This is a genomic window from Arthrobacter sp. D3-18 (assembly GCF_054408525.1).
This window is the reverse complement of record NZ_CP096440.1, coordinates 2,183,771-2,204,627: the sequence shown is the minus strand read 5'-3', so window position 1 is coordinate 2,204,627 and position 20,857 is coordinate 2,183,771. Positions and strand designations below refer to the sequence as shown.

Genomic DNA, 20,857 nt, shown 5'->3' with positions numbered 1-20,857 from the left:
CGCTACAGGTTACCGAGCTTGTCCCGCAGCTTCGCGAACATGCCGCCGCTTGCCACAAGCTTTCCTTCGGTGAACTGCTCACCGCGCAGCTTGGCAAGCTGCTGCAAGAGTTCTTCCTGGGCGGGGTCGAGCTTGCTTGGCGTCTCCACGTGCAGGTGCACCTTGAGGTCGCCTCGTCCGTAACCACGGAGGTGCGTGACGCCCAAGCCGCGGAGGGTAATGACTTCGCCCGACTGCGTACCTGCCTTCACGTCAATGTCCTGCGCGCCATCGAAGGTGTCCAGCTGCAGCTCCGTGCCAAGTGCCGCCGCCGTCATGGGAACGCTCAGGGTGGCATGGAGGTCGTCGCCTTCACGCATGAACATGGAATCGTTGTTGACCCGGATTTCGACGTAAAGATCACCGGCGGGACCACCGGCGGGACCTGCTTCGCCCTGCCCGGACAACTGGATGCGCGTACCGGTTGCGACACCGGCCGGTACCTTGATGGTGAGGGAACGGCGGCTGCGGATTCGGCCCTGTCCATTGCACTCGTTGCAGGGGTCTTTGATGACCGTGCCGAATCCTTCGCAGGAACCACACGGCGCGGTGGTCATGACCTGGCCGAGTATGGATCGGACAGCCCGCTGTACCTGGCCGCTGCCACCGCATATGTCGCAACGTTCCGGGTGGGTGCCCGGTCGGCAGCAGCTGCCGTCACAGGTGGGGCAAACAACGGCAGTGTCCACTTCAAGCTTCTTGTTGACGCCGAACACGGCGTCCTTCAGGTCGATGCGGACGCTGATGAGTGCGTCCTGGCCGCGACGGACACGCGAGGCCGGACCACCGTGGCCGCCACCGCCACCAAAGAAGGTGTCGAAGATGTCCTGGAACGCGAAACCCTGACCGGAGTAGCCGCCACCGAAACCGTTGTCGGTACCGTTCTCATTGCCAGTGGCATCGTAGACCCGGCGCTTCTGGGGGTCGGATAACACTTCGTAAGCGTGGGTCACGGCCTTGAACTGTTCCGCGACATCTTCACCGGGGTTTACGTCGGGGTGCAGTTTCCGCGCCAACTTGCGGTACGCCTTTTTGATCTCTTCCCCGGTGGCTTCCGGCGAGACTCCCAAAACGTCATAGTGGCTGCTCAAAGTCGGTATCTCTTCCTTGTTGTACTGCGGATGTTTCCTCGGACCGGTTTTCAGCCGCCGAGAATGCGGGAAAGGTAACGGGCCACGGCGCGGACGGCTGCCATGGTGGTGGGATAGTCCATGCGTGTCGGACCGAGAATCCCCACCTTGGCGCCGGAGCCATAGCCGGTAGCCACGACGGACGCCTCAGCTAAGCCGTCGTACGGATTTTCACGTCCAATGCTCACGGTGACACCGCGGGGATCATCCCCCATGTCAGACAACAACCGGAGCATGACAACTTGTTCCTCGAGTGCCTCCAGCACAGGGCCGATGCTCAAGGGGAAGTCCACATTGGAGCGGGCCAGATTGGCCGTTCCTGCCATCAGGATGCGCTCTTCGCGGCTGGTGTCACTGAGTGATTGCAGCCCCTGAGCCAACGTCTGCGCCAAGCTGCGGAGGTCAGGTGGACACAGGGCGACTACCGATGGAAGCACTTGCGGCAAAAGAGCCATCTGGGTGGCGGCGATGCTGCCAAGGAAGCGGGACCTCAGGAGCATCAGCGCCTCATTACTCACGTCAGAGCCGGCGTCGATGACCTTCTGCCCAACGCTGCCCGTATCTGCAATGAGGACAACAAGCACCTGCTTTGGAGCCAACAAGACGAATTCCACGTGCCGGACCAGCGCACGATTCGAATGCGGATACTGCACCACGGCTACCTGGTTGGTCAGCTGCGACAGGAGTCTTACGGTGCGCTCCAGGATGTCATCAACATCATCCGGGCCCTCAAGCAACGAGTGGATCGCCCTGCGTTCGGCCGCCGAAAGCGGTTTTACCTGGGAAATGCGGTCAACGAATAAGCGGTAGCCCTTGTCCGTTGGGATGCGGCCCGCGCTGGTGTGGGGTGCTGCAATCAGGCCTTCCTCTTCCAGGACAGCCATGTCGTTCCGGATGGTGGCACTGGAAACGCCGAGATGGTGACGCTCCACGAGGGCCTTCGATCCAACAGGTTCCCTGGAATGCACGTAATCCTCAACGATGGCACGCAGCACCTCAAGCTTGCGCGGCTCACTCATTGCTCCACCTCCTGACGACTGCCTTGGTCCCTACGACCGGTCTACGCGGGATCTCAATCGGACCTCCACACTTAGCACTCAACATGCCCAAGTGCTAACAAGTCTAGTATGAGCCACCCCGTTGCTAGCATTGAAACCTCCCGTGGACGGGTTCCGCCCGCGCCATAAACCAGCACAAAAGGTAGGAATCCCTTGGCTTTCGACAATTGGGGTCCGCAGGACCTGTCCGCTCCCGGCAAAAAGCAGCTGCCGGAAGTGGCTGTACAGCGGGGAATGGTCCTCGAAGACGTGCAGTCGGGCTGGGTGGGCGAAGTCACCCGTGTGGAGAAATCAGGTGGAATGCACGTTGTCTCCCTTGAAGACAGGCGTGGAAAGACCAAGTCATTCCAGCTGGGATTCGGGTTCCTTCTGGAAGGGCAGGCCATCCGGCTGATGCCCCCTGCCACTCGCCCTGCCGCCTCTGCCGCTCCTTCCAGCCGGACAGCGTCCGGCTCCGTGAGGGTACAAGGCCAACGTGCCCAGGTGGCCAAAGCCAGCCGCATTTGGGTGGAAGGAAAGCACGACGCCGAGCTCGTCGAGAAGGTCTGGGGTGACGATCTCCGTGTGGAGGGCATCGTCGTGGAGCCATTGCATGGCGTTGACGACCTGAAGTCGGCCATCGCCGCCTTCAACCCCGGCCCGGGCCGCCGCCTTGGCATCTTGGTGGACCACCTTGTCTCCGGGTCCAAAGAGTCGCGCATCGCAGCCGATGCAATGAACGTGCCCGGAGCAGCAGGAAATGTTCTGATTGTCGGCCACCCCTACGTGGACGTCTGGCAGGCCATCCGCCCAAAGGTCCTGGGCATCGACGCGTGGCCCGCCGTACCCCGGGGAATCGATTGGAAGACAGGAATCCTCACGGCCTTCGGTTGGCCCCACGAAACCGCGGAGGACATAGGCTTGGGCTGGCAGCGGCTCCTCGGGGCGGTTCGAACTTATGCCGACCTCGAAGCATCACTCCTGGGCCGTGTTGAAGAAGTCATCGATTTCCTGACAGTTCCTTGAGGCAAGGTCCATGAAGGAACAGCAACTACCGTGTCAACGGGGCGTTGGTCCCGGGAAGTACGTTGGGGCCGGTATTCTGGGACAGCAATACCGCAGCATCTTTACAGCAAAGGGAAGACACCGTGGCAGATAACGCTCCTGAAGAACCGGGTAGCGCCGCAGGCCGGCCCCAGTACCATGGCGCGCCTGCCAACGCACTCCCGTTGACGGCCAGCGAAGACAGGCAGTGGGCTACATTGGCCCACTTTGGCGGCATCCTGGGATGCCTGCCATCCCTTCTGATCTACTTGATTTTTCGGGATCGCGGACCATTTACGGCGCAGGAATCCAAGGAAGCACTGAACTTTACGCTGCCTCCCACTATCGCCGCAGTGCTGGCCAACATCCTGGTGCTGCTACCCGTTGTGGGCAACATCTTCGCCGTCATCGCCACAGCCATCTGGGTGGCCCTGACGTGCTTCTCCGTCTCGGCGGGAATCCGCGTAAACCACGGGCAACCTCACCGCTACAAGGTCAACCTGCGCTGGATTAAGTAGCTTCCACCCGCCACTCCCGGGCGGGCACTGCGATTAGTCCGGAAGGATCCTGCGAACCACGGCGTCAGCCAACAGGCGCCCCTTCAGCGTAAGGACGAGGCGGCCTTTGAACGCCTGAACGGGGTCCACCAGCTCGTCAGCAATCAGCCCGGCCATCGCATGACGCCCGATCGCGTCCAAGGCATCCACGGACAACCCTGTTCCGAGCCGCGCTTCGAGCATGATGCGCTCGACTTCGCGGGTTTCGGCGTCGAGGGTTTCCCTGCCGGCAGCCGGCGAACTTCCTGCAGCCAACCGTCCCGCATAGGCAGTGGGGTGCTTGACGTTCCACCACCGGACACCTCCCACGTGGGAGTGCGCTCCGGGTCCAATGCCCCACCAGTCATCCCCGCGCCAGTAGGCAAGATTGTGCCGGCAAGCCTGTTCCGGCGTCCGGGACCAATTGCTGACCTCGTACCAGTTCAAGCCTGCTTGGGAGATCATTTTGTCTGCCAGCTCGTACTTGGCGGCGTGGTCGTCGTCATCGATTCCGGGTACTTCGCCGCGTCGGATCTGTGCGGCAAGTTTGGTGCCGTCTTCCACAATCAACGCGTAAGCGCTGATGTGATCAGGCTGGTACGAGAGCGCAGTTTCGAGTGACAGCTGCCAGTCCGCCATGGATTCCCCGGGCGTGCCGTAGATGAGGTCCAGGCTCACTGCAAGGCCGGCTTCACGTGCCCATTGCACAACGAGTGGCACGCGGCTTGGGGTGTGGGTGCGGTCCAGTACTTTCAGAACGTGCGGGACGGCGGATTGCATGCCGAAAGAGACCCGAGTGAATCCGCCATCAGCCAGCACCTTCAGGGATTCGGGGGTGACAGAATCAGGATTAGCCTCCGTTGTCACCTCAGCGCCGGGCTCCAAGCCCCAGTGGCCGACGGCGGCGCGCAGGATCCGCGCCAGGTCTTCGGCCGGGAGGAGCGTGGGAGTACCACCGCCAAAGAAAACGGTGCTAAGTGGACGCCGAGGCAAACCGGAAGCATCCAATGCCAACGCCGCGAAGTCGAGCTCAGATACCGCCGTAGTAGCGTAAGCATCCTGCGAGGCCCCACCGCCAAGCTCGGTGGCCGTATAGGTATTGAAGTCACAGTAGCCGCAGCGAACGGCGCAGAACGGGATATGGACGTAGAGCCCGAAGTTGCGGTGCTCGACGCCGGCCAACACCTGCGGAGGCAACATGCCATCCGCAGGTGCAGGGTCGCCCAAAGGTAGGACGCTGGGCATTTACTTCTTGGCCTTGTCCTTGGACTCGTCAGTGGTCAACGCTGCGATGAATGCCTCCTGGGGCACCTCCACGCGTCCCACCATCTTCATGCGCTTCTTGCCTTCCTTCTGCTTTTCCAGAAGTTTGCGCTTACGGGTGATGTCACCGCCGTAGCACTTGGCAAGAACGTCCTTGCGGATGGCCCGGATGCTCTCGCGGGCAATGATGCGTGATCCGATGGCGGCCTGAATGGGCACCTCGAATTGCTGCCTGGGAATAAGCTCGCGGAGCTTCCCCGTCATCATCACACCGTAGGCGTAGGCCTTGTCACGGTGGGTGATGGCACTGAATGCGTCCACTTGTTCGCCTTGGAGCAGGATGTCCACCTTGACGAGGTCGGCCACCTGTTCGCCGTCGGCCTTCCAGTCCAGCGAGGCGTAGCCGCGTGTCTTGGACTTCAGGAGGTCGAAGAAGTCGAACACGATTTCGGCCAGCGGAATCCAGTAGCGGAGCTCCACCCGATCCTCGGACAAATAGTCCATGCCGCGCATCTGGCCACGGCGGCTTTGGCAGAGTTCCATGATGGAACCAACAAATTCGTTGGGTGCCAGGATGGTGGCGGACACCATGGGTTCGCGGACCTCGGAGATCTTGCCCGTGGGGTACTCGCTGGGGTTGGTCACGTGGATGACCTTCTTGTCCTCCAGCGTCACCTCGTACTCCACATTGGGAGCCGTGGAGATAAGGTCCAGGTTGTACTCACGCTCGAGGCGCTCACGCGTGATCTCGAGGTGAAGCAACCCAAGGAACCCAACACGGAAACCGAAGCCCAGCGCTGCAGACGTCTCAGGCTCGTAAACCAACGCTGCGTCGTTGAGCATCAGCTTTTCGAGGGCGTCGCGGAGTACCGGGTAATCCGTTCCATCCAGCGGGTAGAGACCGGAGAAGACCATAGGCTTGGCGTCCGCGTAGCCGCTGAGCGACTCCGATGCCGGCTTGGCCAGGTTGGTGACTGTATCGCCAACCTTGGACTGGCGGACGTCCTTCACACCGGTGATCAGGTAACCCACTTCACCGACGCCCAAGCCCTTGGACGGTGTGGGCTCCGGGGAGCTGACACCAATCTCCAAGAGCTCGTGCGTGGCCCGGGTGGACATCATCTGGATGCGTTCCCGGGGGTGCAGCATGCCGTCAACCACACGGACGTAGGTGACCACGCCGCGGTAGGTGTCATAGACGGAGTCGAAGATCATGGCGCGGGCCGGAGCATTGGGATCGCCAACTGGCGCGGGGAGGTCGCGGACAATTTTGTCCAGCAGCGCTTCTACGCCCACGCCGGTTTTACCGGAAACCTTGAGCACATCATCCGGGTCGCCACCAATCAGGTTGGCAAGCTCAGCCGCGTACTTCTCGGGCTGTGCGGCCGGGAGATCGATCTTGTTCAAAACCGGAATGATGGTGAGGTTGTTTTCCATCGCCAAGTACAGGTTGGCAAGGGTTTGGGCCTCGATGCCTTGGGCAGCATCCACCAGCAGCACTGCACCTTCACAGGCCGCCAGGGAACGGGATACCTCATAGGTGAAGTCGACGTGGCCAGGAGTATCGATCATGTTCAGGGCGTAGCTGTTGCCATCGAGTTCCCACGGCATACGAACAGCCTGGGATTTGATGGTGATGCCGCGCTCACGTTCGATATCCATGCGGTCCAGATACTGGGCCTTCATGTCGCGTTGCTTAACGACGCCGGTGTACTGCAGCATGCGGTCGGCCAGGGTGGATTTACCGTGGTCGATATGGGCAATGATGCAGAAGTTCCGGATGATGGCCGGATCTGTTGCGGCGGGCACCGGTGCGGTGCGGGCCATGGGAGACACGCAGGATCCTTACTGTCGACACTCGCGCGGTAATTCCTGCCACTGGGCATAGGCCAGCGGGAACACGCCGCGCATCTGATCCTCTAGTCTCCCATGAACCGGCGCTTCGCCGTACATTGCGTGCCGGGCATTAGCAGGAGCCAGCTGTAGCGTTGTCACATGGCTTTCGACTTGCGCCCTCTGGGCAAACTCATCCTGCGGTCCCTCAAGTCGTTGGGAGGCAACACCACCAAGACGGCCACCCCGGCAGGTGCCCGAAGGACGCAGACCCGGCGATCCGACGTCGTGCATCAGCCAGGCCCCTACCCCGGCGACTTCCGCGGTTCAGTTAAGGTCGGCTACTCCCCCAAGCCCGATGGCCACCCGGACCCTGGTGAGATTGTGTGGAGCTGGGTTCCCTATGAAGAGGACCATACGCAAGGCAAGGACCGACCCGTACTTCTGGTGGGCCGGGACCGTGAGTGGCTGTTGGGCCTCATGCTGACGTCCAAGGACCACGACAACGGCGCGCGGGCAGGCGAGTATGTCGACATCGGAACCGGCGCCTGGGATCGGCAAGGCAGGCCCAGCGAGATCAACGTAGGGCGCGTCATTCGGCTGAATCCCAATGCGATCCGGCGGGAAGGCGCCATTCTGGGAAAGTCGAAGTTCCACGAGGTAGCCCGGGCTCTCCAAGCCCGGCACTAGCCGGACTAAACGCCTGGTTCTGCGTGACCCCCGAGTTTCTGCTATCCTTTATAGCTGTGTGTCCGTGCAGGTCGACGGCCATGCATGGTTGGCTGCCATAGGCATCCCCACGCCGCTCAGTCGATGGCCAACCTGAAAACCCTCTAGACCATTTCCGCATTAAAAAGAGAGTTCATACGTGGCTAATATCAAGTCCCAGAAGAAGCGCATCCTCACCAACGAGAAGGCTCGCCTGCGTAACAACGCCGTCAAGTCTGAGCTGAAGACGGCCATCCGCGCCGTCAACACCGCCGTTGAGTCTGCCGACAAGGATGCTGCTGGAACTGCACTTGTTGCTGCCAGCCGCAAGCTGGACAAGGCTGTCAGCAAGGGCGTTATTCACAAGAACAACGCTGCAAACCGCAAGTCGGCGATCTCCAAGAAGGTCAACGCACTCTAAGGTTTTCCAGTTCGACTGAGCTGATCAAAAGGCCGGCGCCATTGGGTGCCGGCCTTTGGGTTTAACCTCAAGCCGCGGTGAACGCGCCAGCTTCAGCGGCGGCTGGCCGACATGGCGATAACCGTGACCGCATGCTCCACCGCGTAGACAGGGTCACGCGACTCGCCCTTCACCTGGGCATCCGCCTCGGCGATGACTTGAATGGAGCGGATCAAGCCTTCCGGGGTCCAGCGGCGGACATCGCGCTGGGCCTGCTCCACTAGCCAGGGCTGCATTCCCAAGTTCTTGGCGATGGTGGCCGGCGAACCATTGGCTCCCGCAACCTTTGCCAGAGTCCTCAGTTTGGCCGCCAGCGCCGCAACCAAAGGAACCGGATCCACACCGGTGGCCAGGGCGTGCCTCAGGGTGGACAATGCCACGGGTCCGTTGCCGGCCATGGCAGCATCGGCCACTTTGAAAGCCGTAGCTTCCACCCGACCACCGTAGTAACGCTCCACGGTTTCGGCTGTGACAGCCGTGGTGGCGTCGGCAATCAACTGGCTGCATGCCGCCGCGAGTTCCGACAGATTGGCACCCACGGCATTCACCAAAGCTTGGACGGCTTCGCCTTCAATTCGGCGTCCCGCAGCCCTGAACTCGGAGACGACAAACGCCGTCTTGTCGGAGTCCTTCTTCAGGGGCTGGCAATCAATGACGGGCCAACCGGCGGACTTCACGGCGTCCAGCAGCTTCTTGCCACGCACTCCCCCGGCATGGCGAAGGACAAGGACGACATCCTGGTCCGGATGGTGGAGATAGGCCAACCCGTCAGCCAGGAAGGCATCATTCATAGCTTCGAGGCCCTCGACCTCAATAAGCTTGCCCTCGCCAAAGAGCGACGGGGTGACAGTCATCGCCAACGACCCGGACTCGTAGGCGCCAGCGTTCAGTCGACTGAGCTCAACGTCCGGAGTGCTGGCCCGCACGTGGGTTCGGATCCCATCCATGGCGCGAATTCCGAGGTACTCTTCCGGACCCATGATCAGGACTACGGCGGCCGGTGCCGCGTCACGCCAGCTAACGGTGTTCGCCGCGACGTTCTTGGCCCGGGTGTTTTGGGCAGCAGCCACTAGTGGTTCCTTCCGGACGTTTATTTTGCAGGCTTCAAGTCTGCCATGTTTGGTGACCGTGCGGCCGCCTCGAGCTAGGTGCCGACGACGGCGTACTCGCCTTTCAGTTTGTCGGCCACGCCTTGGAGGTCCATTGTTGACGACTGGCCGCCCGCGATGTTGCTGAGATCGACAACCATCCAGTTGGCGCCGCGAACCAAGGGGATTTTGCCCTGATTTGAGTCAGCCCACGTTTGGTAGCTTTCCTCAAGGGCGCCCTGATTCGGGTACAGGTCTATCTGCACGTTCTCCGAACAGACTCTCTGCGCGGAAGCGAGTCGGCCGCCGTCGCCCATAGGAACAATCGGGTTGCCAGCGGCCGCAGAGTCGCATTCCAGGATCTCATCGACGGCAGCGAAAGCCTCATCCATGGAGCTGAAAGACTGCAGGTCTTTGCTTGCTGGTTGCTGCCCCGCGCATCCCGTGAGCGAGACCGCGAGAAGAGAGGCCGCAATTGCGATGTCGGCCAGATGTCTACGCTTCATCACTTTCCCCCAAGGCTTATGACGCTAATGTCCCATATTTACTCGGACTCCGGGAAGCCCAATCATTGCCACGGAAGACCCGTCGCCATTGCGGCGGCGCATGAGACACATCACAAGACCATAACCTTCTCCCCGACCTGCGCCACAGGATGAACCTGCTCCGTACTTACTTCTGACTCATAAATCAGAATCCACAGGAGCGAAAGATGGCACTCCCCTTAGTCAGTACCCAGTTAGCGCGCATCCAAGAAGTTGATGACATAGGCGAGATTGGCTCCACCGAAATTCACATTGGCCTGATGTGCTTGATTGTCCTGGTGACTGCCCTGGCGGCCTTCCTCGTCGTCTGTGTTTTCCTGCTGACAGTACCGCTGGCAGCGCTGGTGTTCCGTAAAAAGATCGCGACGCTGACCATTGGGCCGGAATCCAGCTCACCCGGCAGCCCGCCAACGGCCGATCCAACGCGCATGCCACAAGGAACCGCCTCTCGATCCCCAAGGGACCTGGTGTCCGCAGCGGAAGCCCCGATGCGGATTTCGAATTGGGGTCCCCACAGGGGCCAGGTTCATGCTGGGCATCCGCCCAATGCAGACCACGCCACAACAAGCGGCGACTTGACTTCTAAATCTATATAGCTAGATTAGGCGCATGGAGAACTTGGGACGGATCACCCCGGCCACCGCACTTGTCCTAGAAGCGCTGTTGTCGGCGGAGAGCGTGTGGGGGCTGCAGATCGTCAAGGATACGGGCAAAAAGCCCGGTACTGTCTATCCCATCCTGGAGCGCCTCGAAGCCGCTGGGTGGGTGCAAGGGGAATGGGAAACTTCGGAAGAACGCAAAGGACCACGACGGCGTTACTACCGTCTCCTTGCCGACGCCCGTCCACTGGCGCAGGAGTTTGTGAGAGCGCAAAAATCAAGAACTTCTCGTGCTGAGCGCCCATCGCCCGCTTTCGGCGATAGTGCATGGAGCGCTCTATGAAGCCACAAGAGGCGCTGCTTGCTGTATGCCTCGCTTTGACCCCCGCACGGCTTCGGTCGATCCGGGAAGAACAGTGGCGAGCTGACCTCCTGGACGGTCCAGGCATGGGCATATCTCCTGCCACTTTGCTGTTTGGGGCTGCATGCTCATCAGTGACATCAAGGTTTTACGACCTCACACGACGCGGCGGAACCATCCTGTCGCAAATTACCAAGGGGGAAAACATGAAACTCGTACTAGGCGCATTGGGTACGGCAGTGGTCTTGGCTGGTGCAGTCGCGGTAAGCGTCCAAGCTAACGCAACAACTGGCCAGGATGACGCCTTTTCATTCAAGGGGCCGGTGGCAGACCGGCCTATCGGCGGCTATGAAGGGTGGTGGAACTCATCGCACTTGGACGGGACCCCGGCAGGTCCTTTGGAGACCGTGGCTGTAAACACGAACACCGGAAAAATCGTCGATTACTCCAACTGGGCGAAGAACGCTGCCGGACAAGTGGTGACAGCCGGAGATGCCACCTACAACGTCGTCCCGGATCCGACCTGGCCAGCCAGCTCGATCGTCATCATCGACACATCCACAGGACACGTCATTGAGGACTTCCCCGTGGACGAAAAGGGTCGGGTCATCTACACACGCGAAGACGGCTCGAAATTCATCGGATGACCTTCTGATCAATAGCGTGACGGCAGAGATAGCGCACACGTTGGGCGGGCCTCGCATGCAACTTATGACCGCGAAAATCATCGAGGTAGCATCGCCACAAAGAAATGCAGGCCTTCGCCGATCCAAGGCCTGCATTTCACTACTACCTCCGCACTAGACCTCAGCTAGAGATTCACCACACCCGTGGCGGTAGCATTCAAGCCCAAGAATTAGCAATGTTTCTCCGGAGCCAGATCAGGGGGAGCAGCGCTAACGGGGATCTGCTCTACGACATTAGAGCAGCAGCCGTGGGCTCCGCCTCGCTGAGTCCACGGACCTCGCCCCATCGCAGCACAGCACGATCGCCATACCAATTGGCCCAAGTGCCCTTCGCTGACTGCCCCTCTCCATCAACCCTGCCGGGTCAGCGCCCTTCAGACGCGCATTGCAACTGAAGATCCCTCACAGACACCTACAGAAGATTCGTGACGCCAAAACTCATATATTTCTCCATGAACTTCCAATAAGTCATAAACTCCGGTATTTAAAGCGAGTTGCAAGCAATACCTAGAAAACATTTATGCAAATGCTGACAACAGCGCCCGCCTCCTATACTCTGCACAAACGGACCGAAGTTGCATTTTCGGCTAAGCAATCGGCCGATGCGTTCCGAAGCTCATAACTTCGGTTTTGCGCGAGGGATGACCCTCGTGTGCACAGTAGAACAATGACGTTCAAAATGTCATGAGGGGGACAACGTGATTGAAACTCGCATACCGAATGGCAGGCAAATTTCCGGGACTCATTCTGGGCGATCTCACCGGATCACGGACACTGCCGACCCGAACACGACCGCGGTCATGGACGTGGATGCCCATGCAATGGGCAGGCGTAAGCCCACCATGCTGTTTGAGAGAGCTCGAAGACCGTTAGTGGCAATTTTGCTGGCAATGATGATGGTCATACTGCCGGCCACAAGTGCCCAGGCAGCAACACCTACTTTCGGCTACCGCTATCAAAATGGCGTCGGTAACATCACAGCATGGCTTAATTACTCGTCCGGAGTTGGTGACTGGGAACATCTCATCACCGGTGCAGCAAATAACTGGATGTACCCCGGCTGGGATAACCCAATTTACGTCAGCTTTGTTGGTAGTAATGTGGGCTCTACGATGGACTTCCATCAACATAATGATGCCTACTTCGGCGGGGGCATGAACACCTTGGCCCATACCTCGTTTTTCTCCGCGACTGGCGGCGCAATAAATCCAGCGTCATCAAACTGGACGTACGCAGAAGTGCACATAAACGACTCCGTCTACAGCTCGGCAAGTGTCAGCAACGACGCTGCCCTCGGAACCACTATTCACGAGATGGGCCACGCATTCGGGCTTGCTCATTACAACACCAATCGCTACAGCATCATGTGCCAGACAGGCTCCGGACGGATCATGCAACGAGTGGCAGGAGTGGATAACGATGCGATCAACTACTTGTACTGATCTTGTGCTACCTCCGCGACTCCGCAACGACTCGACGACGGTCAGGTTCCCACTCCCTATCAACCTCAAAACACAAGGAGGAGTGTCTACATCATGCACAAGTTGAAAACGCCCATGCTGATCGCCGCAGTGCTGCTGCTGGGCGGTTTGTCAGCTTGCGCCTCCGGAACGACCGACGCCGGCGGTTCAGGGCCTATTCAGTCAGCCAAGCAGACGGCTCTGCAAGGCTCCAACAATGCCTACGACAATATCCCGGCCGATCAGATTGAAACGGCCGGCACGGATCTTGATTATATTTGGGAACCAAAGGATCCCTTCTACGGATTCAACAAATTTCCGATAGTTGCGCGTGTCCACATCGAGACAATCGACGGTGGGCGCACGTTCAGCCCCGTTGCCAATCAATATGTCTTCCCTCAAACCGTTGGAAAAATGACTGTCCGAGAGGTCTACAAAGGTGACATTGAGACAGGCACGCAAGTGAACTATTCGCGGGTTGGTGGCACTGTGATCTATGACGACTACTGGAACAGCCTCAACAAAGCCCAACAGGAAAAGATCCTAAGACTGAACGGCGGATCGAAACCTTCGGATGCGAAGTTCATCAAGGCGATGATCACTGATGACATCGACATCGAAACAGGTAAGGAGTATCTCGTCTTTCTCTTGCCCCAAAAGGGCCAGGACGGAGCAGTAAGAGAGTACTCAATAACCGGATATCAGCATGGGCTAAGAGAAGTAAAAGGGCTCGGCACCGAAGCAACCGTACTCAACAATGACACACAAACATGGGAGCGCCTTGACAGTTTCGTGAAGCTTCCCTAGCCACCACGATTCTCAATAATGAGGCCAATTGACGATGCCCCTCAGACTCTCCAAGCCTGAGGGGCATCTCTTTGACTCAACGACCCACCGAGCAACCAGTTTTTTAGTATTTCTGAGCCAGGCTCACAGACGGCGTAGTCGACGCAGGCAGCTGATACCGGGACAGCACCTTCGGGCGCTGCACATTGACCAGCACTATGTACTGCGGATCTTCCATGGGAGCCATACCAACGAAAGAGGCCGCGTACCCATCAAAGCCGGCTCCGTCGTCGGCAACGGCTTCAGCCGTTCCCGTTTTGCCACCTATGCGGTATCCGGGAACTTTCACGTCCTTGGCACCGCCGGCGGTAACCACACTTTCAAGAATGTCGCGCACTTTCCGGGCTGTATCCGGGCTGATCACTTTCGTGCCTACCCCCACCTCCGAAACCTGCTCGACGCCGTCCTTATTCACCGTGGATTCAACCAGCTGGGGTTTCAGCCGCACACCATCATTGGCAATTGCCCGAAACGCCATGGCTGTTGCAGCGGTGTCTGCGACACCCCCTGTCCGAACAAACACAGAGAACTCCTGCCGGGAGTCCCACTCTTCCGGTTGGGCCAGCAAACCAGCAGATTCGCCAGGCAACTGAATACCGGTCTTCTGGCCGATACCGAACTTCTGTAGGTACTCGTAGCGCTGCTCACGAGTGAGCTTCTCCCCCGCCATGACTGTGCCGGTGTTCATGTGATCACCAATGATGCCCGCAAATGTCCGCTGTTGCTCCCCATGCACAAAGGAATCCTGGAACATCTGCCCATTGACGCTTCGGGGCAACGTCGAAATCCTTCGCATCAAAAGCGATGTCGTTTCCTTCGGCGCATGCCACCAAAGCCATCCACCAGGGGCGGACATGCGTCACCAGCTACGCTCAACGGCAGCGGCTTTCTTTGCAGACAGAGTGCCTTCCAGCAACCAATCCTTATGAGAAAAGCCTCAGTGCATGACGAGCAATGGTGGAAAGCAGGACGCCCCAGTGCCTGAATTCTCGGAGAGATTGATGAAAGCAATGTCACGGCCGGTTGGGTGCGGTACGGCCGGTACACGGCAAGGTCATAGGACATGTTGCACAGGCAAGAGGCAATCACTCCCCGGCAAACGCGCCACAGTACCGTAACGCTGTGCGCCCCGTCCCTACCGCAGATATGCTGCCATCGTGACGACGTACCCGGGGGAACAACTAACATCCAGTTCAAGGCTGCCTGGAGCGTGTCCGCCCAGACCGGCGGACACTTCTGGGCCCCGGAAGCGTCCTTGATAACCGCGCTACAAAGGAGTTCGACTACATCGAGCTCCAGGCCAACTGCGCAGCGCCCCCTGGTGTCCAGCTCCTGGAAGGCACATCTGTGACAAGGCCTTTGATCACTCCAGACCGCCGTATCTCCCGCTGATTGCCGCCATTCGGTCTCAACGACCGGCGCGGACCCGCTTACCAGCCCGCATCAAACGAGAAAATAAATATGGAACTTCTTGACGCCCACACAGTCGTGATCTCTGCCGTCCTCCTAGTGCACATCACAGGGGTGATGATCGTGGCCGCTTCAATTGCCGGCCTGGTGATCTCGCTCTTTATTGTCGTGCTGGCCGTGCACTTCACCCGCATAACTTGGGAACTGACGCAAAACTGGACTAGCAAAGAACTATTCAGCGGCAGCATCAGCAAATTTCTTGGTTCTCTGAAGGCAGGATCTCTGGCGGCACGGCCTTTGATAGCCGCTGCACGACAGGGGATTAACCGGCTGTCATCGTTCAAGCCGCAGTAGAAGCAAGGTTGCGTCAGCCAGCCGGTGTCGTCACGCCGATCTGAACCTCGTGGCTAGCAACTCCGTCATTCTCGCCACATCAACATCGCCGGCTGCCCGCGTTGCAAGTACTTTTGCGAGCCGTTTGGGCCAGAGTACGTGCACGCCACGAGTCGTGAAGGCTCCCCCAACCAGCGGCCAGTCCGCTTCGATGAAGCACAGCACGCCATTCACCGGAACAGCGCCGGCATGCTCCCGCACGACGTCGACCTGTTTGAGCACACCATCAACCAACTTTGTGGAGTCGCGCCTGCCCACGAGAAGTTTCTCGACCCGTGGGTGAAGGAAGCCACCCTCGATCTTCAGTTCAGGCCGGCCCTTGTACCTTTTGGCGTCGATCACCCAGACTCCGCCTGGCGTAACAGCGATGTGGTCGATGTTGGCTTTCGATCCAGGGAAGCGCCGGTCGTGGAGGATAGCCAGGCTATCTGAGGACACTGCATCCAGCCGAGCGCCTAAACGTTCCTCGCCGATGGCGCCTTGAGCCCAAGACTGGGTGGACGGCCGCTCATCAGACAGCGCGACAGCCAAGGCCCCGAACCGTCCCCATTTCTCGCGGAGCCTATCCTGGTCCTTAGTTTTGCGTCGCTCATACTCTCGTCGGGCAGATGATCCTGCCGTGCCGGCTGCAGGCGACAATAACCCGTCATGCGTCGGTTCCGGACCCGGAGAAAGTGCTTGTTCGGGCTCAGTGGCACACGCCAGGCATCGGACGGTCCTAGTTTCGCTCTCGTAGATCGCTTCCGACCCGGCCGCGATGGAGGCACTGCACTCCCGGCAAACCCCGGAATACCGGAGCCTCATCCGCTTCATGCAGTTTTGCTATCCGGTGCTGCCGTGCTGCCCGGCTCCAGGTCAATCAGCGCAGCCGGTCCCCACGCATCGTTCTTGGGCAGGGTCTCGTCAAGCTCGTGCCATCGTTCCCATACCGCTTGGCGGGATACCCCGAGAGCAGTGGCGATCTCCGCCCACGAGAAGCCAGCCTTCCGCGCATATCTGACGGTTCTGACCTCAGTGTTATCGCAGGCCTGGCGCACCTCCTGAATAGCACTTAGCGTTGTGACTACTTCTGCTTTCCAGCCCTCTGGGCTCGACCGGGACACCCCGGTCAATCGGGGACCCTTCATCGCCCGATGAACAGTTGGACCACCGCTATACCTTGCCATGACTCATCATGATCATGTCCCTATCCAGCGTCAAGGCATCTTGGCGGAGGAAGCGCACGTTTTTGAGAACGCACCGAGCTGCCGTAGCTGCAGGATCACCTATTTGAGCCCGATGGCACGGCGGTGCCGGTCCGTCGTCCGGATGCTCTCGCACACAGACTGGCGAGCGAGGTAGCTCTACGCCCATCGACCGTTTATGAGTCCTGTCAGCAGACCGAGAAGTACCAGCGCGGTACCTAATGACATGAAACAGACCGCCCCGGTTCGAATAGTCCGCCGCTTCTTTGCCACGTATGAAGGCTTCTGTTCGTCCCTAGGCGTCCAATGCCAGTTGGCGGCCCGCTTGGCCAACGGGCCGACGTTTATGTGATCCCTTGCCGCCCAGACAACGCCCCAGCTAGAAATCGTTGGAGAAATGGGCTGTTTCATTGCCCCCGCCACTGAACGTGTAGTCCATGGTTCGCGTCTGAGGGGAGTCTGATTTGTACACACCCATGGAGAAGACCAACCTGTCCGAATCAATGTTGTCGCTGGTGCAGCGGAACTGATCATTCACTGCGTTGTCGGTTCTGCATGTCCACCCGGCCGGCTCAATCAGCTTTCCGGGGATCATCTGAGCTCCGGCAGAGATACTGAAGACAGCTTCAGCTGTGGCAGGTGCTGTTCCTTCTCGAAGGATGAAGGTGATGATGATGTTCACTTCCGAGGCGCTCGTGCCCGGATCGACGCGAAATGTCGCAGCAACCTCTGACCCTGGCGAAGGTACACCTGTGACGGTTGGTGTAGCCCCGGGTGTCGGCAACACGGACGGAGCTATAGTCGGGATCGGATCGACAGGATCTGGAAACCCCGGGAACAGCGGCGGCGTTGACACCACGGGCGAGCTGCGGTGCGCACGAGAAGCTTGCCGCGGTGACAGGATCGGATCAGGACTAACCAGCCTAGGACTCGACGGCCTGACCAAGGCTGGAACCGTTGGATGCAACCGTTTCTGCCGCCCGACAGTCCCCTCCGCGGCCGGGACCATCGGCGATTGCTCCGCAGTCGCCGTCGGTTGGCTAGGCACAATGGTGGGCCCGGGTGCCAGTGATGCCTCCGCGACAGGAACATCGGCGGTCGGTGCACCGGTCCCGCCCATTGCGACGGCAGCTCCAACAGCAACAACTGATGCCGCCAGCACGCCGGCACCCACCTTCAGCAACAGGGGCATGCTTCCGTGGGCGCTGTGAGTCGTAACCGCGCTGGTAGCGGTCACTCCCACACCTACGGACAGATCCGGTATTGCCCCTGTGAACGCTATGCCGGCAACTAAGGGAAAGATCACACCCCGCATCGCAGACTGCATGTCGTTGAGGTCCAGCAAAAGTGCCGTGCACTTCGCGCAGGTGTCCAGGTGAGCCCGAACTTTGCCCATCGACCGCGACCCCAGCCCGTTGCGTGCGTAGGCGCCCAGTTGGTTTGAATATTCCTCGCAGACCTCGCCCACCGCGGAACCAACGTGGTTCTGCAAATAGGCCTGGCGAAGTCGTTCGCGGGCCCTCAGGACCAGGGAGGATATGGCATTAGGCGTCACACCAAGCAGTGGAGACGCCGCAGCAGGTTTCATCCCCTCAATATCGACATACCAAAGAACCTCCTGCCAACGTGTAGGTAACGTCGCGAAGGCACCGGCGATAGCTGAAGATTCGAATTCCGAGATCACCTGATCGATATCCACATGCGTGCTATCCAGCACGAAGTTGTCACCTGTGACACTCGCGCGGGTCGCCGCCTGGTTGTGCTTATGGGCTATGCGACGAACTGCCGTCAGCAAATATGCCCGGAAGAATGTATCCGGCCCCTTACCAGCAGCGAGCGAATGGAGAATATACGCAAAGGCGTCTGCAACAACGTCGTCAACATCGGCCGCGTTGTCGGCCTGCGCTGAGGCTACGTGGCGGGCTGCCGCACGATGTCGATCGTACAATTTCTCGAAAGAGGCTAATTGTCCGGAGCGTACCTGCTCAACAAGTTCTGCATCACTTTGACCTTGGGCAAGATGGCCGGCGAGAAGGAAACCGGGCTTAATCGGCGAGCACTGTGCCATAGCCAGCTTCCAAAGTCCGCATACGGTCTTCGGCCGCCGGCCCAAGTTTGACGTGAACCGCTGCGATGAGGGCTTCCACCAAAACGGTCGCCGGAACGATGCTGTCGAACGAACCCGCAGACTCCACCCGTGCCGGCAGAACAACGTCCGCAGTAAATGAAACCGGTGAGAGCCACGGATCCGTGATGAGGATTATCCTGGCCCCACTCGCCCGGGCTGCCTTTGCCAGGTCAACGGTGTCTTTCTGGTAGCGACGAAAATCAAAGAAGACGCAGACATCGCGCTTGCTGAGGTCAGCTATGAATGTGGAGTCATTGTTCGGATGCTGCGCGTGCACCAAGGTGTTGGGCCGCATAAGACGAAGGTGTAAGTCCAAGTAGGTGGCCAGGAGGTGAGAGAACCTGCCGCCGATCGAAGTAATTTGAAGTGAGGTATTGCATAGAAGTGCAACGGCGCGGTCGAACTCATGCTCCGGCAGCGAAGCGACGGTGCTCTCGATGCCCTCGACGGCCGTTTCCGCCACTGATCGGGCCAGTTCCGGAGCAGCTGAATCAGCGCGTATTTTGCCCTGAAGGGTCAGCGGGGATGCCCTCCGCGCTTGCACTTCTTCACGGAGGGCATCCTGGAAGTCCCGGTACTTGTTGAAGCCCAGTCTGCTGACGAACCTGAGCACGGTGGGGGCACTGACATTGCCTTTCTTGGCAAATTCAACCGTGGACTCCAACCCTGCAGTCGGGTAGTTGGCGAGGAACACTCGCGAGAGCTTGTGCTCTGCCGGGGAGAGCGAACCCTGAATTTGACGGATTCGGTCCGCCAGGGTCAAACGGGCAGATTGGTTCTCAGACTGTTCAAATTGTCCGGACTGCGGCATGGCATTCCTTTCTTGCATAAGCAGCAAAGCTAGAAGTAGTTGTGAAGTCCTCCGCTTTTGATCCCCATTCAATCAGGAAACCCAAAACGGCTTGACCGGTAGCATGCGGTCAGCTTGTTGGGGCGACAACCAGAGGCAATTCATGGGCGGTCAGTAACGTTCTGGCGGCGCCAACGTATCCAGCCAGGAGCGCATGCGCTACATCATGGACATGAGAGTCGTGGGGCACGAAAGTGCTTGAGTGCAACCGTTCCCCAGTGCCGCTGGTACCCACAAACATCATCAGTGAAGGCATCTTTTCCGAAAAATACGAAAAGTCATCGGAACCCGCAGACCTGAGATTACTGTCCACTTCCATGCCGAGAGCCAGCAGTAGTGGAGCCGTCGCCTTGACGATGTGCGCATCATTTTCCAGGACTGGTTCGCCTTCGATGACGGTTACTTCACCACTGCAGCCGTGGGCCGCTGCAACCAGGCGGACCGTCTCGGCAAGTCGCCGCAGCACTTCCGCCCTCACTGGTGTGGACATAGTGCGGACCGTTCCGCGGGCAGCGGCAGTACCGGGTATGACGTTAGCCGCGGTACCAGCCTGAAGGGTGGCGATCGTGAGGACGACCGAATCCATGGGGTCCACGTTCCGGCTCACGATGTTTTGCAACGAGACCACAACGTGGGATAGCGCCAAAACAGGGTCCGCTGCAATGTGCGGGTAGGCAGCGTGACCACCCCGTCCATGAATGTTGATGACGAACTCGTCCGATGAGGCATTCACGGCCCCCGGTGTGCACGCCACTGTCCCTCCGGGGAGCAGAGGCTGAACATGGGCCGCGACTGTGGCCCGCACCTCTTCTTCCGCGAGTATTCCTGTTGCGCAGATGTCCTTCGCCCCGGACGGGTACGTTTCTTCCCTGGGCTGGAAGACCAGCGCCATGGGGGCTGCGCCTGGTGTTGAGTAGACGGCCCTGGCCAAGGCAACGACAGCAGCCAGATGAATGTCATGCCCGCAGGCGTGCATGATACCAGGTCTTTCGGAAGCCCAATCGAGTTGGGACTCTTCCAAGGCAGGCAGCGCATCCAGCTCAGCACGGATAGCGATCGCCTTGCCCGGCCCGCCAATTCGAAGTACAGCCCCTGTTCCGGCCACAAACCTGGTTTGCAGGCCCCCAGGTAAAGCGTTCAAGACCAGATCAAGGGTCGGCCCCTCGGAACCGGATAGATCCGGCATGCTGTGCAGTTTATGGCGAAGTTCTATTGCACTGGGGATTTCTTGATCAATGCGACTCCTGAGCACTTCAA

The 20,857-nt window shown here is 59.3% G+C and carries 21 protein-coding genes; 9 read left to right on the top strand and 12 right to left on the bottom strand.

What is annotated here, in order from left to right:
- Positions 1-2: 2 nt before the first annotated feature.
- On the bottom strand, positions 3-1,130 hold the full coding sequence (dnaJ, locus tag M1D89_RS12390; RefSeq protein WP_017197584.1) for a molecular chaperone DnaJ: 1,128 nt from the start codon (positions 1,128-1,130) through the stop codon (positions 3-5).
- Between the two features lie 50 nt (positions 1,131-1,180).
- Complete coding sequence (hrcA, locus tag M1D89_RS12385; RefSeq protein WP_498650802.1) at positions 1,181-2,188, bottom strand: heat-inducible transcriptional repressor HrcA; 1,008 nt, start codon at positions 2,186-2,188, stop codon at positions 1,181-1,183.
- A 192-nt stretch (positions 2,189-2,380) separates the two neighbouring features.
- Here hrcA and M1D89_RS12380 point away from each other — a divergent pair, with 192 nt between their 5' ends.
- Positions 2,381-3,232 carry a DUF3097 domain-containing protein gene (locus M1D89_RS12380; RefSeq protein ID WP_498650801.1) on the top strand — a complete coding sequence of 284 codons (852 nt, stop codon included), beginning with the start codon at positions 2,381-2,383 and terminating at the stop codon, positions 3,230-3,232.
- Positions 3,233-3,354: 122 nt separating this feature from the next.
- Entirely contained in the window at positions 3,355-3,768 is a 414-nt protein-coding gene (locus M1D89_RS12375; RefSeq protein WP_026005318.1) for a DUF4870 domain-containing protein, read from the top strand.
- A 33-nt stretch (positions 3,769-3,801) separates the two neighbouring features.
- Here the strand turns inward: M1D89_RS12375 and hemW are convergent, their stop codons facing one another.
- Positions 3,802-5,031: a radical SAM family heme chaperone HemW gene (gene hemW, locus M1D89_RS12370; protein ID WP_498650800.1), complete on the bottom strand. Its 1,230-nt coding sequence runs from the start codon at positions 5,029-5,031 to the stop codon at positions 3,802-3,804.
- Positions 5,032-6,885 (bottom strand): translation elongation factor 4, encoded by a 1,854-nt coding sequence (gene lepA / locus M1D89_RS12365; protein WP_026005317.1) that lies wholly within the window; start codon positions 6,883-6,885, stop codon positions 5,032-5,034.
- Positions 6,886-7,044: 159 nt separating this feature from the next.
- On the opposite strand from lepA, the gene M1D89_RS12360 reads away from it, so the two are divergent.
- The gene (locus tag M1D89_RS12360) at positions 7,045-7,572 is read left to right on the top strand and encodes a type II toxin-antitoxin system PemK/MazF family toxin (RefSeq protein WP_498650799.1); all 528 of its coding nucleotides are present in this window, start codon (positions 7,045-7,047) and stop codon (positions 7,570-7,572) included.
- A gap of 178 nt (positions 7,573-7,750) precedes the next feature.
- A complete protein-coding gene (gene rpsT / locus M1D89_RS12355; protein WP_011774926.1) occupies positions 7,751-8,011 on the top strand; it encodes a 30S ribosomal protein S20 in 261 nt (86 codons plus the stop codon).
- 92 nt (positions 8,012-8,103) lie between these two features.
- Here the strand turns inward: rpsT and holA are convergent, their stop codons facing one another.
- Both holA and M1D89_RS12345 read right to left on the bottom strand, forming a co-directional pair.
- Positions 8,104-9,120 carry a DNA polymerase III subunit delta gene (gene holA / locus M1D89_RS12350; RefSeq protein ID WP_498650798.1) on the bottom strand — a complete coding sequence of 339 codons (1,017 nt, stop codon included), beginning with the start codon at positions 9,118-9,120 and terminating at the stop codon, positions 8,104-8,106.
- 74 nt (positions 9,121-9,194) lie between these two features.
- Complete coding sequence (locus M1D89_RS12345; protein ID WP_498650797.1) at positions 9,195-9,644, bottom strand: hypothetical protein; 450 nt, start codon at positions 9,642-9,644, stop codon at positions 9,195-9,197.
- Between the two features lie 648 nt (positions 9,645-10,292).
- On the opposite strand from M1D89_RS12345, the gene M1D89_RS12340 reads away from it, so the two are divergent.
- From M1D89_RS12340 to M1D89_RS12325, 4 genes are all read left to right on the top strand, one after another.
- Positions 10,293-10,625 (top strand): PadR family transcriptional regulator, encoded by a 333-nt coding sequence (locus tag M1D89_RS12340; RefSeq protein ID WP_498650796.1) that lies wholly within the window; start codon positions 10,293-10,295, stop codon positions 10,623-10,625.
- Between the two features lie 224 nt (positions 10,626-10,849).
- Positions 10,850-11,290, top strand: coding sequence for a hypothetical protein (locus tag M1D89_RS12335; protein ID WP_498650795.1), 441 nt, complete (start codon positions 10,850-10,852; stop codon positions 11,288-11,290).
- Between the two features lie 737 nt (positions 11,291-12,027).
- Positions 12,028-12,771: a matrixin family metalloprotease gene (locus M1D89_RS12330; RefSeq protein WP_498650794.1), complete on the top strand. Its 744-nt coding sequence runs from the start codon at positions 12,028-12,030 to the stop codon at positions 12,769-12,771.
- A 93-nt stretch (positions 12,772-12,864) separates the two neighbouring features.
- Positions 12,865-13,596, top strand: a complete 732-nt coding sequence (locus M1D89_RS12325) for a hypothetical protein (protein WP_498650793.1) — start codon at positions 12,865-12,867, stop codon at positions 13,594-13,596.
- Positions 13,597-13,699: 103 nt separating this feature from the next.
- On the opposite strand, the gene M1D89_RS12320 is transcribed toward M1D89_RS12325, so the two are convergent.
- Entirely contained in the window at positions 13,700-14,389 is a 690-nt protein-coding gene (locus tag M1D89_RS12320; RefSeq protein WP_498650950.1) for a penicillin-binding transpeptidase domain-containing protein, read from the bottom strand.
- Between the two features lie 707 nt (positions 14,390-15,096).
- Here M1D89_RS12320 and M1D89_RS12315 point away from each other — a divergent pair.
- On the top strand, positions 15,097-15,399 hold the full coding sequence (locus M1D89_RS12315) for a hypothetical protein (protein WP_498650792.1): 303 nt from the start codon (positions 15,097-15,099) through the stop codon (positions 15,397-15,399).
- A gap of 30 nt (positions 15,400-15,429) precedes the next feature.
- Here the strand turns inward: M1D89_RS12315 and M1D89_RS12310 are convergent, their stop codons facing one another.
- From M1D89_RS12310 to M1D89_RS12290, 5 genes are all read right to left on the bottom strand, one after another.
- Entirely contained in the window at positions 15,430-15,969 is a 540-nt protein-coding gene (locus M1D89_RS12310; RefSeq protein ID WP_498650791.1) for a nuclease-related domain-containing protein, read from the bottom strand.
- A gap of 278 nt (positions 15,970-16,247) precedes the next feature.
- Entirely contained in the window at positions 16,248-16,565 is a 318-nt protein-coding gene (locus tag M1D89_RS12305) for an Lrp/AsnC family transcriptional regulator (RefSeq protein ID WP_498650790.1), read from the bottom strand.
- A gap of 436 nt (positions 16,566-17,001) precedes the next feature.
- Positions 17,002-18,570, bottom strand: a complete 1,569-nt coding sequence (locus tag M1D89_RS12300; RefSeq protein ID WP_498650789.1) for a zf-HC2 domain-containing protein — start codon at positions 18,568-18,570, stop codon at positions 17,002-17,004.
- 97 nt (positions 18,571-18,667) lie between these two features.
- Positions 18,668-19,561 carry a MurR/RpiR family transcriptional regulator gene (locus M1D89_RS12295; protein WP_498650788.1) on the bottom strand — a complete coding sequence of 298 codons (894 nt, stop codon included), beginning with the start codon at positions 19,559-19,561 and terminating at the stop codon, positions 18,668-18,670.
- 109 nt (positions 19,562-19,670) lie between these two features.
- Positions 19,671-20,852, bottom strand: a complete 1,182-nt coding sequence (locus M1D89_RS12290) for a M20 metallopeptidase family protein (RefSeq protein ID WP_498650949.1) — start codon at positions 20,850-20,852, stop codon at positions 19,671-19,673.
- Between the last annotated feature and the right edge of the window lie 5 nt (positions 20,853-20,857).

Bases quoted from the DNA above. Each gene is read 5' to 3' on its own strand.
- hemW (WP_498650800.1), bottom strand. From the start codon at position 5,031: ATGCCCAGCGTCCTACCTTTGGGCGACCCTGCACCTGCGGATGGCATG.
- M1D89_RS12345 (WP_498650797.1), bottom strand. From the start codon at position 9,644: ATGAAGCGTAGACATCTGGCCGACATCGCAATTGCGGCCTCTCTTCTC.
- hrcA (WP_498650802.1), bottom strand. From the start codon at position 2,188: ATGAGTGAGCCGCGCAAGCTTGAGGTGCTGCGTGCCATCGTTGAGGAT.
- M1D89_RS12315 (WP_498650792.1), top strand. From the start codon at position 15,097: ATGGAACTTCTTGACGCCCACACAGTCGTGATCTCTGCCGTCCTCCTA.
- M1D89_RS12305 (WP_498650790.1), bottom strand. From the start codon at position 16,565: ATGAAGGGTCCCCGATTGACCGGGGTGTCCCGGTCGAGCCCAGAGGGC.
- M1D89_RS12325 (WP_498650793.1), top strand. From the start codon at position 12,865: ATGCACAAGTTGAAAACGCCCATGCTGATCGCCGCAGTGCTGCTGCTG.
- M1D89_RS12340 (WP_498650796.1), top strand. From the start codon at position 10,293: ATGGAGAACTTGGGACGGATCACCCCGGCCACCGCACTTGTCCTAGAA.
- M1D89_RS12295 (WP_498650788.1), bottom strand. From the start codon at position 19,561: ATGCCGCAGTCCGGACAATTTGAACAGTCTGAGAACCAATCTGCCCGT.
- M1D89_RS12360 (WP_498650799.1), top strand. From the start codon at position 7,045: ATGGCTTTCGACTTGCGCCCTCTGGGCAAACTCATCCTGCGGTCCCTC.
- M1D89_RS12335 (WP_498650795.1), top strand. From the start codon at position 10,850: ATGAAACTCGTACTAGGCGCATTGGGTACGGCAGTGGTCTTGGCTGGT.
- M1D89_RS12320 (WP_498650950.1), bottom strand. From the start codon at position 14,389: ATGTTCCAGGATTCCTTTGTGCATGGGGAGCAACAGCGGACATTTGCG.